This is a genomic window from Trichocoleus sp. Lan, from assembly GCF_039961855.1.
Classification (GTDB): domain Bacteria; phylum Cyanobacteriota; class Cyanobacteriia; order Cyanobacteriales; family FACHB-T130; genus FACHB-T130.
Map to the genome: position 1 here is coordinate 299,426 of NZ_JAMPKA010000003.1, position 15,897 is coordinate 315,322.

At 45.4% G+C, this 15,897-nt stretch carries 14 protein-coding genes; 10 read left to right on the forward strand and 4 right to left on the reverse strand.

Annotation, left to right across the window (positions count from 1 at the left end; genetic code table 11):
- Positions 1-161: 161 nt before the first annotated feature.
- From NDA03_RS04330 to NDA03_RS04345, 4 genes are all read left to right on the forward strand, one after another.
- Complete coding sequence (locus NDA03_RS04330; RefSeq protein ID WP_190535222.1) at positions 162-398, forward strand: hypothetical protein; 237 nt, start codon at positions 162-164, stop codon at positions 396-398.
- Entirely contained in the window at positions 395-853 is a 459-nt protein-coding gene (locus tag NDA03_RS04335) for an HNH endonuclease (protein WP_190985723.1), read from the forward strand. Before NDA03_RS04330 ends, NDA03_RS04335 begins: the two co-directional genes overlap by 4 nt.
- A 78-nt stretch (positions 854-931) precedes the next feature.
- Positions 932-1,714, forward strand: coding sequence for an ABC transporter permease (locus NDA03_RS04340; RefSeq protein WP_190410112.1), 783 nt, complete (start codon positions 932-934; stop codon positions 1,712-1,714).
- 163 nt (positions 1,715-1,877) lie between these two features.
- Positions 1,878-2,747, forward strand: coding sequence for an aldo/keto reductase (locus tag NDA03_RS04345; protein ID WP_190535214.1), 870 nt, complete (start codon positions 1,878-1,880; stop codon positions 2,745-2,747).
- Positions 2,748-2,932: 185 nt separating this feature from the next.
- Here the strand turns inward: NDA03_RS04345 and NDA03_RS04350 are convergent, their stop codons facing one another.
- On the reverse strand, positions 2,933-3,688 hold the full coding sequence (locus NDA03_RS04350) for a ferritin-like domain-containing protein (protein ID WP_348237382.1): 756 nt from the start codon (positions 3,686-3,688) through the stop codon (positions 2,933-2,935).
- A 337-nt stretch (positions 3,689-4,025) separates the two neighbouring features.
- Between NDA03_RS04350 and NDA03_RS04355 the strand changes: the two genes are divergently transcribed.
- The 4 genes from NDA03_RS04355 (at position 4,026) to NDA03_RS04370 (ending at position 8,348) form a co-directional block, all read left to right on the forward strand.
- A complete protein-coding gene (locus tag NDA03_RS04355) occupies positions 4,026-4,736 on the forward strand; it encodes a DUF2259 domain-containing protein (protein WP_190410115.1) in 711 nt (236 codons plus the stop codon).
- 32 nt (positions 4,737-4,768) lie between these two features.
- Complete coding sequence (locus tag NDA03_RS04360) at positions 4,769-6,364, forward strand: gamma-glutamyltransferase family protein (RefSeq protein WP_348237383.1); 1,596 nt, start codon at positions 4,769-4,771, stop codon at positions 6,362-6,364.
- Positions 6,365-6,487: 123 nt separating this feature from the next.
- On the forward strand, positions 6,488-7,183 hold the full coding sequence (locus NDA03_RS04365) for a fasciclin domain-containing protein (RefSeq protein ID WP_190527026.1): 696 nt from the start codon (positions 6,488-6,490) through the stop codon (positions 7,181-7,183).
- 448 nt (positions 7,184-7,631) lie between these two features.
- Positions 7,632-8,348: a heme oxygenase (biliverdin-producing) gene (locus tag NDA03_RS04370; RefSeq protein WP_190429697.1), complete on the forward strand. Its 717-nt coding sequence runs from the start codon at positions 7,632-7,634 to the stop codon at positions 8,346-8,348.
- Positions 8,349-8,490: 142 nt separating this feature from the next.
- Here NDA03_RS04370 and NDA03_RS04375 read toward each other — a convergent pair whose 3' ends face one another.
- Entirely contained in the window at positions 8,491-8,952 is a 462-nt protein-coding gene (locus tag NDA03_RS04375) for a DUF4332 domain-containing protein (RefSeq protein WP_348237384.1), read from the reverse strand.
- 311 nt (positions 8,953-9,263) lie between these two features.
- On the opposite strand from NDA03_RS04375, the gene NDA03_RS04380 reads away from it, so the two are divergent.
- On the forward strand, positions 9,264-9,683 hold the full coding sequence (locus NDA03_RS04380; protein ID WP_190527020.1) for a DUF2267 domain-containing protein: 420 nt from the start codon (positions 9,264-9,266) through the stop codon (positions 9,681-9,683).
- Positions 9,684-10,186: 503 nt separating this feature from the next.
- On the opposite strand, the gene NDA03_RS04385 is transcribed toward NDA03_RS04380, so the two are convergent.
- Entirely contained in the window at positions 10,187-13,348 is a 3,162-nt protein-coding gene (locus NDA03_RS04385; RefSeq protein WP_348237385.1) for a DUF4157 domain-containing protein, read from the reverse strand.
- Positions 13,349-14,121: 773 nt separating this feature from the next.
- On the opposite strand from NDA03_RS04385, the gene cobW reads away from it, so the two are divergent.
- Positions 14,122-15,171, forward strand: coding sequence for a cobalamin biosynthesis protein CobW (cobW, locus tag NDA03_RS04390; RefSeq protein ID WP_190527018.1), 1,050 nt, complete (start codon positions 14,122-14,124; stop codon positions 15,169-15,171).
- Positions 15,172-15,474: 303 nt separating this feature from the next.
- Here cobW and NDA03_RS04395 read toward each other — a convergent pair whose 3' ends face one another.
- Entirely contained in the window at positions 15,475-15,837 is a 363-nt protein-coding gene (locus NDA03_RS04395) for a Mo-dependent nitrogenase C-terminal domain-containing protein (RefSeq protein WP_190410141.1), read from the reverse strand.
- Positions 15,838-15,897: the final 60 nt, after the last annotated feature.

Sequence of the window (15,897 nt, forward strand, 5' to 3'; positions counted from 1 at the left end):
CACCTTGCAACCTTGAGAAGATGCAACGATATCTACGGGTACTAAAGCTATTTTGGAGTACAGCGATCGCATCCCTAACTATTCATCGCTCATAGATATGAAGTGTGAAGGCGCGATCGCGCTTAATAGTACACTAGAACTAAATCGACTGTGAGAATGCCATGACCCCAGTAGTAATTAGACCCTCTTCTTGGCTAACGACTGGCATCCGAGTTGAAAAAGTAAAGAATATGAATCTTTTCAAGTTCACAGAAGAACTCCAGTCCCGGATGGAAGAACTTTTGGAGAAAAAAAAGGCTGATTTTCTCACGCCAGAAGAAGCTGCTGAACTGGAGGGTATAGGAGAATTAGACATGATTTTTACCTACATCAACGCCCAAATTGCTGCTCAACCGTGACGATTTCAAATAAGCTCCAGCAGTTGGTACGGCAACGAGCAAAATATTTGTGCGAGTATTGCCATTCTCCTGAATTTTTGAGTACATCTCTACTCACCATAGAGCATTTGTTCCCGCAGTCTTTGGGAGGGTCTGATGAGATTGAAAATTTAGCTTTAGCTTGCCGTCGCTGTAATGAGCGTCGTTATAATTTTATAGTAGGAATTGACACAGAAACTCAAGAAGAAATACCCTTATTTAATCCTCGTCAGCAACCGTGGGCTGAACATTTTATCAGGACAGCAGACGGTATAAAAATTTTAGGTATTACACCTACAGGTAGAGCTACTTGCAATCGACTTGATTTTAATGATGAGTTTCATAATGATGGTTTTATTCAGAAATCTCGTCGGTTTTGGGTGCAAGGCGGCTGGCATCCTCCCAGCGACGATCCGCGTCAGAAAAGTGGGATTTAAAGACGCGATCGCTCTCGCAGTCTTGCTAGGACTAAATCGCGTTACTTTCAAATTGGCACACCTTGCAACCTTGAGAAGATGCAACGATATCTACGGGTACTAAAGCTATTTTGGAGTACAGCGATCGCTGCCGAACTTGAATACCGGGTTAATTTTGTTCTAGCAGCACTCAGTAGTTTGGGAAACCTAGCCGGTAGTATGTTTGGGTTGTCCTTGTTTTACCGCAATGGTTACACCTTTGAAGGGTGGAAATGGGAGGAAGCTTTGGTTGTGTTGGGAGTTTTTACGATCCTGCAAGGCTTTTCTAATAGCTTTTTGGTGCCTAATTTAAACCGGATTGTCGATCAGGTTCAGCAAGGGACATTAGACTTTGTGCTGCTGAAGCCAATCAGCAGCCAATTTTGGCTTTCTACCCGCGCCTTTTCTCCTTGGGGACTGCCAGATTTAGTCTTTGGAGGGGTGCTGATTGGCTATGCTGGGGCGCGGTTGGGTTTGAGAATCAGCGACTATTTCTTAAGTACGATACCGCTACTATTCGGTTTCGCAATTCTGTACAGCCTGTGGTTTATGCTGGGGGCGACTAGCATCTGGTTTGTGAAAATCTACAACGTCACTGAGGTACTCAGAGGCTTTTTAGAAGCTGGGCGATACCCAATGGTTGCTTATCCCGCTGCTTACCGTTTTTTCTTTACTTTCATAGTGCCAGTAGCGTTTTTAACGACTATCCCAGCGGAGGCGATGCTGGGGCGCGTCGAGGTGGGTTGGATAGTGAGTGCGGGAATTCTGGCGTTGGCGCTATTATTCGCTTCGCGGGTTTTCTGGCGGTTTGCACTGCGATTTTATACGAGTGCGTCGAGTTAGAATTGCCCTTTTAGACGTATGGACACGCTAATGCTGTGTCCTTGCAAGGTGTTGACCAACAGAATTTGCGATCGCTTGTTGAGAACTAACCGTCAGACAGACGATTTCCATCCGGCAATCTTCAATCAATTGAAGGGGTAGAAGACGAAAGCAAAATCAAACAATGGAAACGAAAGAACTAGGACATACAGGTGTCAAAATCAGCGCGATCGCACTGGGTGGAATGCCGATGTCTTTAAGTAGCAGACCCCCAGAATCAGAATCCATCAAAGTCATCCATCGCGCCCTCGATTTGGGCGTGACGCTGATTGATACCGCTGATTCCTACTGCAAAGATGAATCAGATAAGCACCACAACGAAGGCTTAATTAGTAAAGCGCTTTCCTCTTATTCAGGTGATAAGAGTAATGTTCTGGTTGCCACTAAGGGCGGACTGATGCGCCCTAACGGTAGCTGGACGCGCAACGGCAACCCCAAGCATCTACGAGAGACAATTCGGATCAGCTTTGAGACTTTGGGGGGAAAGCCGATAGATATTTGGCAATACCACGCACCCGATACAGATTACACGATTGAAGAGTCGCTCAAACCAGCCAAAGAAGCTGTAGAACAAGGGATGATCCGGTTTGTCGGCGTCTCTAACTTTTCAGTAGAGCAAATTAAACGCGCCCGTGATGTGGTTGAGATTGTCTCTGTACAAAATCAGTACAATCCTTGGAATCGTCAGCCGGAAGAGGACGGAGTGCTGGAGTATTGCGAAAAGGAACAACTAACGTTTTTACCTTGGAGTCCGTTGGGTGGTAGCCGTCGCGTGGGCAAACTGGAAGATATTGATGCGATCGCGCAACTTGCCCAAGAAAAAAGCGTTTCTGTCTACAATATTGTCCTAGCATGGCTGCGGGCAAAATCTCCAGCCATTGTGCCTATTCCCGGCGCAAGTAAAGTTTCCAGCATTGAAGACTCTGTGCGTGCTGTCGATGTCAAGCTGTCAGATCGAGAAGTTGCCCAAATCGACCGCGCTACAGCATCCTGATGATTGTAGGGGCTTTCGCATTCCAGCGAAAAAACGCTTGCTGTAACAATAGTTGCTCTGAATGCCTCGCCCTCCCCACGGCTAGATTGAGGGCGAAGTCTTCGGGTTCAAAAATCAGGGTGTGTAACAGAAATGTTCGCCTAAATGCGAAAGCCCTACAGGAAATCAGAGAACGAGAAAATAGGTTAAGCTACCGCTAGTTCTGCTTCCTCAGACATTTCTGTGGGAACGCCATCCTGAACCAGAGAAGGTATCTGTCCGCTTTTCTGCATCAGATTTGTCACCATTGCCAACAAAGCATTCACCTTGCGAGTCCGCCACGCATCCACCATCTCTTCTACTGCTGCATCTGGGAGGCGACGCTTTAGCGCTTCTAAAAGATAAGCGGCGTGTCCGGTTTCGTCGTGGGCGATACTGAGGAGTCCCTTTTTCAAGCTAGCGCTGTTCGGTTCATCCTCTGGTAACACATTAGCCATGCGAACGAAGTCTTTGCTGGCATCCAGTTCTAGGATATACGTGCTAGCCATGAACACCACCCAGTCAATATTCTGCGGTTTCAAGCTTTCTTGGGAGTATCCTTCAAAGTAAGCTTCAAAAAAGGGACTGCGGCGGCGTTCATCCGGCTTACCCTCTGGCTTAGCTTCAGCGGCTTTCTTGAAGTCAATGACTTGCTTATTCAGCCGCTTCAGCGCTTGGGCAAAAATTTGACCGTGACGCTTTTCATCAGAGGCGTGGCGGGCAAGTTTTTCAGCTAGCCACGTATCGCCTTCAGCAGCGGCGCGATCGCTCAATGCTTGCAGAAATGGAACTGAACCGGATTCTGCCAGTTGGAACCCGGCGAGGACGTTTGGGCGCGTTAAAGGATCGCGAATTTGGCTAGCACCAATGTAAGCCCCAGCACCCGATCCGGCTAAGTGCAACAGGTATGTAAAAAAGTTCATGCTGAAATTTTCTTGAGTGTTTAGAGCTAACGGATGATATTCTATCGCTGTTTTTTTAAATAGGGGGTTAGAGAGGATGCTTTTGTTGTTGCCAATGTGGGGTTTGCTTGCTGACTCTAAACTCCTAGCTTTATTAAGCAAAAATACTAAAAAGCATCCCTCCCAGGAAATATCTATTACAGGTGACTCTAAGGAATTTTAGGGTGCAGAAGCTTCTAGGCTGAGCGGGTAACAGTTTAACAGGAACTGAGTGTTTCGCTAATTTAAAAGAAATTGTCAATCCTCAAGTAAAAATTTAAAATCAAATAATCTCTGCATTCAAAAGAATAAGATTGCCATGAAAAGTTTACCCGTAATTTCACTGAGTTTTGTCGTGGTTGCGACGATTTTCATATCTTCAGACGCACTCGCGGAAATTTTCAAAACAAGTCGTAGACTATCAGGTTTCTCAACTGATAGTCGTCACTATATTTATCTAGAAAGTTATCGAAACCCGATTACGGAAACGCCTAAAGCACAATTGCAAATCGTAAATGCACCTACAAATTCTTGCGTTGAATATGGCTGTATAGAAACAGAAAATACTCAGGAATCTTCAAGCCCAACGACTCAAGCCGCTGAAACAGAATTACTTAAAAAAACTTCGGTAATTCGGTACAAATTAAAATTAAATCGTCCAGCAGCAGGAAGAAGACTGCCTGCTCTTTCTCGCGTCACCAACCCAGATGGAAGTGAAGTTTATACCTTTTTAGTGAAGAATAAGAAAGACCCTCTACAGGTATTAATGCGGCAAAAATATATCCCATCAGTTGCGTATGGAGGAAATGCGGATACAGATCGTGCTGCTCTACAACTTGAGATTATTTACAACAATCGGAGACGTACCCTGAGCAGCCTGAATACATACCGCGATAATACGATGAAATATGCGCTCAGAGAAGTGCGCTTAGCCCCAAATGGACGCAGTGCGGTTATTCTAATGAATACGATCGAACCGGCTGAACAGGGGGCAGTCCAGACAACTTTGGTACAGAGTTTCCCGCTTTAATCCAGCTATAAATTGCCCGGTTTAAAAATGCAATGCCGCCAGAAAATTTAACCGATTATCCCTACTTTAGTGCCCGACGAGTGGTGATGGGGCAGCGAGGTGCTGTGGCAACTAGCCAACCTCTGGCGGCTTTGGCTGGGATGGAAATGCTGATGGCTGGGGGAAATGCGGTGGATGCCGCGATCGCGATGGCGATCGCGCTGACTGTCGTAGAACCCACCTCCAACGGCATCGGTGCAGACGCTTTCGCTTTAGTTTGGGATGGGCAATTGCACGGATTGAATGCTTCGGGGAAAAGTCCCCAGCATCTCAATCTAGACGCTTTTGCCGGGATGGATCAATTTCCCGATTTGGGTTGGCTGACTGTCACCGTACCGGGTGCCGTGTCGGGATGGCAAAAATTATGGAAGCGTTGGGGAAAGCTACCGTTTGAGCAGCTATTTGTCCCGGCGATTCGATACGCTGAAGAAGGTTTTCCCGTGTCACCGGAGACGGCACGGGCGTGGAAGCGAGCCGAGGCAATCTATTTGCCGCTGATTGCACCAGAGTTTCAGCCATTTAAAGAAGTATTTTTTCCAGAAAATCGGGCACCCGCCGCCGGGGAAATTTGGCGGAGTCCGCTTCATTCCAAAACCCTAAGAGCGATCGCTCAAACTGAAGGGGAAAGCTTTTATCGAGGGGAAATTGCCGAAAAAATCGCTAACTTTGCTGCCAAAACCGGCGGTATTTTGACAGCATCTGACTTGGCAACCCACTCCTGCGACTGGGTGCAGCCGATTTTCACCAACTACCGGGACATTACCGTTTGGGAAATTCCTCCCAATACTCAAGGCATCGCGACGCTAATGGCTTTGAATATTCTCGAAGGTTATCCCCTGCCCGATTACCCCCGCGAATCAGTTTCTAGCTACCATCTGCAAATTGAGGCGATGAAGCTGGCTTTTGCAGATTTACATCAATATATTGGCGATCCTCGGTTTATGGAGGTGCCTGTAGAACATCTCCTAAACAAAGCTTATGCTGACGAACGACGCTGTTTGATTGGAAAAGAAGCTGCGATCGCTCAGCCTGGGTTGCCCAAGGGAGGCACCGTCTATCTCGCAGCGGCTGACAGCGAACTGATGGTATCTTTCATCCAATCTAACTACAGTGGTTTTGGCAGCGGCATTCTGGTTCCCGATACGGGCATCGCTCTGCAAAACCGGGCATCGGGATTCACCCTAACTCCGGGACACCCAAATCAAGTGGGAGCCGCGAAACGCCCTTTTCACACGATTATTCCCGGCTTTCTTACCCAAGACGGTCAACCTTTAGGGCCATTTGGCGTCATGGGGGCACCCATGCAACCACAGGGACATCTGCAAGTCGTTGTCAACCTCCTAGACTATGGGATGAATCCCCAAGCAGCGCTGGATGCACCGAGATGGCGGTTTGTCGCTGGCAAGACAGTGCTTTTAGAACAGATGGTGCCCCGGAATATTGCTTTTGCGCTCGCTGAACGCGGTCATGATATCCAAATCAGTGCAGAACCCGGAATGTTTGGCAAGGGGCAGATCATCTTGCGGCAAGGCGGGGTACTGGTTGCCGCTTCCGAACCCCGCGCCGATGGGCTGGCATTAGCCTGGTAATACCTTTCCTTAGAGAGACGCGATCGCGTTTCTAAATACCTCCATAGGCTGAGAGGCTCTTGACCAATTTATTATTAACTTTTGTAAATAGCTCTGTAATTTATCTTTACCAAAAGGCCATTCATGAAAAGTTTAGGAAAACTGTTGTTCAGCGTCATCGGTGTTGGTAGCCTGGTCGTTCTCTCTGCTTGCGGCGGTCAGCCTGGTGCAAACACAGCGAACCAAGCTCCGACGGGCGATTCGACCGCAACAACCGAATCACCAGTTGCTGAAGCTCCTGCTACTACTACTTCACCCAGTGCTGAAGTTTCTCCTACCACCTCCCCTGGTGCGGAAGCCAATGGTGCGGCAACCGAAGACAAAAACCTGGGAGAACTGGCACAAACAGCAGCCAGCAATGGTTCCTTCACCACTCTCACCAAAGCAGTGCAAGCAGCAGGCTTGACTGACCAATTAACTGGAGACAAGCCATACACGGTATTTGCACCGACTGATGCCGCTTTTGCCGCCTTACCAGCCGGTACTGTGGACAAACTCCTGCAACCAGCAAACAAACAAACTCTAGTCAAGCTTCTGAGCTACCATGTGGTGCCAGGTAAAATTTCTTCCACCGAACTAAAATCCGGCGAAGTGAAAACCGTTGAAGGTACCCCCGTTACCGTTAAGGTTGATAGTGCCAGCAGCGAAATCACCATAAACAACGCCAAGGTGATCCAGCCGAATATTCCAGCCAGCAACGGCGTCATCCACGTTGTTGACAAAGTAATTCTGCCTCCGGATATTCAAGCAAGTCTTGGTTCTAGTCAGACAGCACAGTAGGACTTGACACTCCCCTAACTGAAGCGGATTTTTCTAGATATCTATCAAAGCCTTGTTTCAATACAGATGTATCTACCTTAATTCCATCGTTTCAAGCTTTGGCATTCAAGCTTTTAAATGTGGGTGACGATGAGGCATCGATTAGCCTTTCAGGGCGGGGAAACCCGCCCTTTTTAGTGGGTTGATTTCCCTAATCTCCAGAAAATGAGAAATTATAAAATGTTTACGGAGAGCCTAGCGGCTGCTTTGTAGCGACGTTTTAGCCCGATCTAGAATTCCAAATCGTCGCTGCCTTGCTTCCCCGCGACTTAGCCTCAAGAGCTGCCGATGTTCAAAATTCTTAATGAAAATTCTCAGCAAATCAGTCTAATCTAACGTTTTAGCGGTTTTCAAGCCGTGGAAAAGATCGGTACGCTCCTCCGTAGACTTTAGGGATAAGAAATTTAGCATGAGCAGCAATTTAGCAACCAAATTGCGTGAGGGAACCAAAAAATCCCACACAATGGCGGAAAACGTTGGTTTTGTCAAGTGCTTTTTAAAAGGCGTTGTTGAGAAGAACTCTTACCGGAATTTGGTAAAGAACCTCTACTTCGTCTATTCCGCAATGGAAGAAGAGATGGAAGGGCACCGGCAACACCCCATTCTGTCTAAGATTTATTTTCCCCAGCTAAACCGGAAAAAGAGCCTAGAACAAGACCTCGCTTACTACTACGGCACCAACTGGCGCGAACAAATCTCTGCCTCGCCTGCTGCTGAAGAATACATCCAGCGCATCCGCGAAGTCTCGACTTCAGCCCCAGAAATGTTAGTTGCCCATTCCTATACCCGCTACCTTGGCGACTTGTCCGGCGGTCAAATCCTCAAGGGCATTGCTCAACGGGCGATGAACCTCACGGATGGGCAAGGGACAGCTTTCTACGAATTTCAAGAAATTGACGATGAAAAGGCGTTCAAGGCAACCTATCGCCAAGCCATGAACGATCTGCCCATTGATGATGCCACAGCAGACAAGATTGTGGATGAAGCCAATGATGCTTTTGCCATGAATATGAAGCTGTTCCAAGAATTAAATGGCAACTTGATCAAGGCAATTGGTCAGATGCTGTTCAACACGCTGACACGCAAACGCACTCGCGGCAGCACGGATCTCGCAACTGCCGAATAATAAGTTGACGCTCCCTCAAGACTCTTAGACTACAACACACGATTTTCTACAATCCTGGAGGCTAGGTGATGGTGAAGCCATTATCATCAAGCTTTCAGGATTGTCAGCTTTTATTGGGCATCGTGGTGATAGGAAATGTCTCTTAGACGCGACTGCAAGAAGGCGATCGCGTAGCTGCACGCGCTTGGTCGATCCATTGTGCGATTTCTCCCCGCGTGGGACAGAGATCCCGGCGTTGTAGAGTGGCGACTTGGAGCCGCAAAATTTGTTGATGTATCCTTTCAACGGGCGTCTGGGCAAGCTGGGCACAAGAAGCAATTCCGGCATGAAGCAGTAGTCCACAATATTCGCAACCCACACCCGGAAGGCGAGACAAGTCCGCCAAAGCCACCCATTTATTGATGTGTTGAATATGAATCTGTAACTGGACAGCTAAAGCTTGTCTTTGCACCGGGCTACTAGCTTGTTGGAGTAGTTGCAAAGTGGTTTTTATGCCACAGTCTCTTAATCCAGCTTGATTTTCAGCACTTAATCCAGGCAGTTGCTCAATTCGCCAGTTGCTAGGAATGAAGCGATTTTGACGCGAGGGATGAACAGGTTTCATTTTCCGAATTTCAAGTGTATGGACTTTTGAGAAATCTACAAAATTGCAGCGGTTGTATCAGCGCTTCCACACACCGAGAAAGTCACATCCCGCTTGGGAGGTAATATTTTCTACTCTATCAAATGACTAATAATACAGCAACTAACGATTTAATTGGCTGAAAATTCAGATAGAAAGTTACGAAAAATTATTTACTTCTTCAGAGAGACGTAAGAATTAAATTACTTTTCTAAATTAACTAGAGTTTGAGCGTCCCATTTTGAGAGCGCTCATTGAATCAAGTTTGATAATTTTAGGGTTTGCAGAAAATTATGGCATCACACCACGCATTTTTAGAGAAAGTCAAGACAAAAGGAAACTTAAATGATCTGGATGAAGCAAAAAATGCGGCTGAAGTAGTCTTCCGCACCATGCGCGACGTAATGTCTAATGAAGCGGTGGAGCGAGTCGAGGAAGAACTGGACAAGTCAGCAACTGATGAAGTGGAAGATTTGTGGGAAGACACCAATCCAATTGTCAGTTTCTTAAGCAAAATAAGACCCCAGTTAAAAATCAAACCGGAGAACTTTTTAGTTCGGCTGAGGCAAGAGGGTAATTTACCCGAAAGAGACGCAGAAACAATTATTAAAGCTGTATTTTCTGCAACCAAAGAGGAGCTATCTCCCGAACGAATTCAGGAAGTTGCTAGCTATCTCCCAGGTGAAATTCAGGAGATGTGGCAACAAGCTTAATCAACTAGGTCGGCACAAAACAACCTAAGTAATGAAACGGTTCATAGTTCATCGGGGGATAGAAAATTACTTGCGAACTATGAACCACGAAGCACGAGCGTGAGTTACGTTTATCTCTACCCAGTGACTTATAACTTATTTAAAAAGTCCTTGGGCGAACTGAATATCTGCGTTCATCTGTAGTTTATAGCGGTTCTCGCTACTAGATCAACTGAGCAGCAGAGTCAAGAACTGGAGCGATCGCATCCTCTCCTGATTCCTGTACAAAGTAAACGCGATCGCATTTTGTAGGGTGCATCGAGACGCACTCTGCAAGTGATCGCACTCTGCTATTGCTTAAATTGTTGTTCTGTGGAAGTGAGAGATCGCAATATTTTCCGGAGTAAGTTGGGATGACGATAAAGACTTACCGGATGATGTGGAGTGAAGGCGATTAATTTCTTTTGGAAGAGTAGAGGAGTTGAGGCAGAGTCTTTTTTTTGTCAAGAACACGGTTCATATTCTCAGGGTACCCAACTCCGTTGAGCTGCCTTTTTATATAACTCAATGACATTTTTAAAATTCACAATATACTCCTCCAAAACATTACTTTCCCCAAAAACTTTGACATATTCTTTATGTTTCAGTACATTATTCACTATCTTTTCTAGCTGCCCTATCAAGTTATTTAAAGCATATATATCAGCTTCTAATTTTGGCTTTACATCTAAGCGAATATCACCAAGAATTCTCAGTTCTTTAAGAGGAACTGGATCTAAAGTTTTAATACTGTTTACTATTTTGTCCATATGATCGTTGAGTAAATCAGTTCTCTTTTTAAGAGAAGATTTATTCTCTTCAATGAGTTTCTGAAGGCGGAATACATTCACAGGATACATTGCCTTACTTTTAATTCTGCCATGATTAATGGCTGAACTTTCCGCTTCTGCATTATTTAACAAATCTTGTATTGTACCATAGCTATAGCCTTTATGTGCAGAGATTTTTTCTCGAATTTTGCCTTTAGTGCGTCTTGCTTTCCAGTTCTTGAGCTGACTAAATCTATGATCGTTACCTTCGATTTGCTCTGTATCTTTAATGTCTTGCGCTGATTTCAAAAGCTCATCTACCTTAATATTTCCTAATGATTCAAATTGACTAGGTATGTCATTAATTAGCTTTCGCAAAGCCTTCAAATTTTTAGCTTGTTGCTGTTCTTGAATAACTTTTTGGCGCTCTGGTCGAAGTGCATTTGAGCGTTCCTTGATAGCTTCTATAAACTCTGGGTTGTCTTTGATACTTGGAGCATAACCCTTTTGTTTACGTTCTTCCTGTAGCTCCTGCTGACGGTCTTTGTCAATGCCTCCTAATTCTTTATGGACATCAGGATAATTTTGAAAAAGGTCTTGTCGTGCTGTAGGAAATTCAACACCTAAAATATTGTATAGCTGACTAGGTGAAACTTCCTCTTGTTTGGTTATTTTTTTGATCAGTGACTCACAGCCTTCTGCTTTGCTACTTTTAGGATCGAGAACCGCATCTTTATCTCTAGCATTGTATAAGTCAAACACTTCTCGGAGTGAGATGCCACCATATTTCTCTGCTTTCTTTATTAGAAACTGGATATCTTCTAAGTTACGTAAAGCTTTTGCTTCATCAAATACCTGTTGCTTTTGCTTTTCTTTTGGGTTGTTGTCAGATCCATCTTTGTATGTAGCTGCCTTAAGGATTTTTTTTAAGTGTTCCGCATCCATCTCTAAAATGCGTTTTTTAGTAGCCTCGGTAAGAAGCTTATTTGCGTTAGGTAATCCTACGGGAAATGAGCTTGAATATACTCCAGTTTGATTTCTATCCACTTTTCCTATGCCATAATCATCATTATCAATCTTTTGTAAACCACCTTGATCGAACATATATTGAGTATATGAACCATCTTGATACTGAAACAGCATATCGAGGATTACTACATCCTGAATTTGCTGCTCATCTACATCCAACTCCTGAATTTTATTCTTCCAACTGAATTTTTCCTCGGCTTCCTCCAATCTTTTGGTATATCCAAATTTTTTTTCGAGTTCCTCCAGGTCTCCCTTTGAAATATCGGACCTGAATTTCCCTGTCGCCTTTTTTACAAAATCCTCAAACTCTCTATCTATTGTTTCAAGCGCATAGTGAGGGTTTGATGCCGCAGCCATCTTTTTGCTGCCATCTTTTCCTGGTGCTAGATTAGAAAGAACATTATTCTGTTTGTTCTGCCTATCTACCTGGCTATCTTGCGGCATTGATGTAGAAAGCGGCATATGCGTAAATCCCAACTCATGAGCAACTAAAGGAATATATATAGCTCGCTTACGTTCGGCTTTTCGTTCATCATAATTTCTTTTACCAAGGTTTTCTTTCTTAATTACATGAGTAGCAGGATCGGTATCTGAACTTCCTGATTTTTTATAGGGAACCACTGTCCCAAAAGTCCCTTTACCTACGGGCCAAATACTTGCTTGTTTGAGGATATCTTTCCCAGTTAATTGTTCAAGTTCTTGATATGCTTTAAGCGTTTCTGGATTTTGTAGAGTTTTTAGAAACTCATTCGTTCCTTCTGTTCGTCCCAGATTAGTCAAGGTTATGTCTTGTTCGGAATCGCTAGGTTGTTTTGCTCTTTTCTGCTTCCTGTTATAAGGCGTTAAACCTTCTGGTCTCGGATTTTTCTTCACCCATTCTGCTGCTTCTTCCTTCCCCTTTCCTTGCTCCACACGCTGAATTTTGGCATTTTGCGTATTCTGCTGCACCACATGAGTCAACTCATGAGCAAGCAACTCCTGCCCTCCCCGACTCCCCGGATCGTATGCCCCCTGGCGAAAGAAGACATCCTGCCCCGTTGTAAATGCCTTCGCCTGAATGGATTGATTCATCTGGTCAGACTGAGCATCTGTATGAACCTTGACGCCACTGAAGTCAGCCCCAAATGCCTGTTCCATCGGTTCTCGGATATTGTCCGAGAGTGATTGTCCCCCACCTTTAGCCTGTTGAATAGATGATTCTAAGTCAGGCGTAGCCGCCATTGGTTCACTATCTGATTTACGCTGCATCTGAAGTTCTTCATCTTCGGGCATTTCCTCGCGCTGGAGAGTGCTAGATGCGGGTTTCATCTGAAGTTCTTCATCTTCATTTTCAGGCATCTCCTCACGCTGGAGAGTACCGGATGCGGGTTTCATCTGAAGTTCTTCCTCTTCGGGCATCTCCTCGCGCTGGAGAGTACCGGATGCGGGTTTCATCTGAAGTTCTTCCTCTTCAGGCATCTCCTCGCGCTGGAGAGTTTCACCTTGAGATGATTGCTTGGAAACTGGTGCGTTAATCTGATTTACGACTCGCTGTGCCGTTTGGTCAGCTTCCTGCTCATATTGATCTCCGGGCTGACCAATGGTAAGCTTCGCTTGAATCGGTTCTAGCTCCTCTTTGCCCGACTCTTCCTGACGCTGGACTACTCCTGCCCCTGACAGACTCCGCATCAAGTTATTATTAGTCGCCCAATTAGCGGGTAGTGGAGTGTAACTTGGTAGTTCCTGCTCTTGTGGCGACGCAGAAACTGGTTTAGCTTGCACTGGCATCGCAGGGGTAGTCCAGCGAGAATCTTTTTTATGGATGTGAGAATTCCCAGAGGAGCGTTTGGAGACTCGTTCGTAAGCCATAAATTATTGACCTCTACGTGCCAGTGTCAGGAATTTTTTCAATAATATCTTTAGATAAATGGATTGAGTATTCATGTGCATGAATATTAATATTTTCTCATCAAAACAAGTAAAAATAATGACCTCAATATCTTTCTTTGAACTAAAAAAATAAGTAGCTATGTATACAAATTTTCAATATTTTTTCGTGTAAACAAGTAAAAATCATTGGCTTGAATGACGCTTCTGTACCAGCGGTGCAGGAGAAGTGGTGATGATGAAACATAGGCGGCAAGCGGCTAAAAGCGAGTATTTGGAATTGGAGCGATCGCTTACTGAATGCTGAGGGAAAAAGCTGGAGCTAATATAGAGCCACCTGTATTTGCCATCAACTATCTTTAAGCCTGTGAAGGGGAATGCACTCACCTTGCACCGGCTGATGGAGATAACTGTATTTTATTTGTTGTTAATAGACTCGCATCGCCAAAAGAACAATCAGATTGCCTGTCAAGGTAGTACGGAAAAGCCTCTTATTTTTGAAATAGCTGCTACACAAGGGGTTCAAGCATTTAGTTTTTATATTTTTCTAATGATGAGATTCTGCTGGGGAAGGACATCCAGAATTTAGCTGCGATCGCCCTGGAACGATCGCGCCATCCACCTAAATTTCAGCTTTCAGCCTAGAATAGTCAATCGTGTATACAAGGCACTCATAAAGAATTACGGAGATACACCCTCGCCGCCTTGGTACTGAATGATTAATTCAAAACTCAAAACTCAACACTTTTCAAACAATGGCTACCAAAATTCCCGTCACTGTCATCACCGGCTTCTTAGGGAGTGGTAAAACAACTCTGATTCGCCACCTGCTACAGAACAATCAAGGACGCCGCATCGCTGTTTTAGTCAACGAATTTGGCGAACTGGGGATTGATGGCGAATTGCTGCGTTCTTGTGGCTACTGTCCAGAAGAAGAAGCCGACAGCACCAGCAATATTGTTGAATTAACTAATGGTTGCTTGTGCTGTACGGTTCAGGAAGAATTTTTGCCAACGATGCTAGAACTGCTGAAGCGCAGAGATAGTCTCGACTGCATTTTAGTGGAGACATCCGGCTTGGCGTTACCAAAGCCGCTAGTGAAGGCATTTCGCTGGCCCGAAATTCGCAATGCCGCGACGGTAGATGCTGTCATTACCGTCGTGGATTGCGAGGCGGTGGCGGCGGGAACCTTCGCCAGCGATCCCGAAGCGGTGGACGCACAGCGCCAGGAAGATCCCAATCTGGAACACGAAACGCCATTGCAAGAACTTTTTGAAGATCAGCTGGCGTGTGCCGATTTGGTGGTGTTGAATAAAACCGATCTGGTGAACGCTACCCAGCAGGCTGAGGTCGTGAAGTTGATTGAACGAGAACTGTCTCGTGCTGTCAAGATGGTACCGAGCGATCGCGGAAAATTAGATCCGGAGGTTCTCTTGGGTTTCCAGAGTGCCGTAGAAGACAACTTAGATAATCGTCCCAGTCATCACGACACTGAAGAAGACCACGATCACGACGAAGAAATTACCTCGACTCAGGTGATTTTAAACCGTACTTTCGATCCCCAGAAGCTGCAAGAACAGTTAGAAGCGTTGGTGCAACAACAGGAAATTTATCGAATCAAGGGATTTGTGGCAGTTCCCAACAAAGCGATGCGGCTGGTATTACAAGGAGTGGGAACGAGATTCGATCAATTTTATGACCGTCCTTGGCAACCACAGGAAACCCGGCAAACTCAGTTAGTCTTTATTGGTCAGAAGCTCAATCCCGATGAAATTGAGTTGCAGTTGGCAGCGTTACCTGGCTAAAATCTTTCATCTTGCAAGTGCAAGGCATCCTGGCGGGAGTTACTCAAGTCGCCTTTGGCCTTTTGCACTAGCCTTTCATCTTCCGGCGTTACAGTGACATCCTCTTCTAAAAACTAGCAAGTTTCCGGATCGTCGTAGGTTTAGGAAAATTCGGAAACTTCTTTCATCCAAATGGGTCTAGCGGAGACGCCCAACTGGGTGAGATGCGATTGACTGGGCTGATGCTGAACCTTTACCTTTACTGTCATCTGGCGCTCGCCAGAAAGTGTATGCTTGCCTTAGCACAATTTGCTCTAGTTTTCTCTAGATGTAGGACTGGATATCCACACCACATTGATCGACTAGATAACAAAGCGCCCGAAAACGCAATCCTACCAGTTGGTCATAAAACGGATTCAGTTTGCACAACGGAGGAATATGTCCTACTTTGTGACCAAATAGCTTGATATCACGCTCAAAGGGGCACTGTGCCGGAATCGCCTTTGCGAGAAGCTCAGCCATCTGACGGTCAGAAATCGCAATTCCGTCCAGCCATTGACGGAGTGGGCGCAGTATATCGAATTGCTGCTTTTTAGGCGAGCGAACGACTTTAGCTGCTTGTACGCTTTCTGCTGAAGCGAGTGCAATACTTTCTAGGGTATTCGGCTGTTTGTCTGTGCAGATCATACTCATTAGGTTCACCCTTGTGTTTTCCAATTGCTTGAGTATTTGCTCATCCCTATTTCC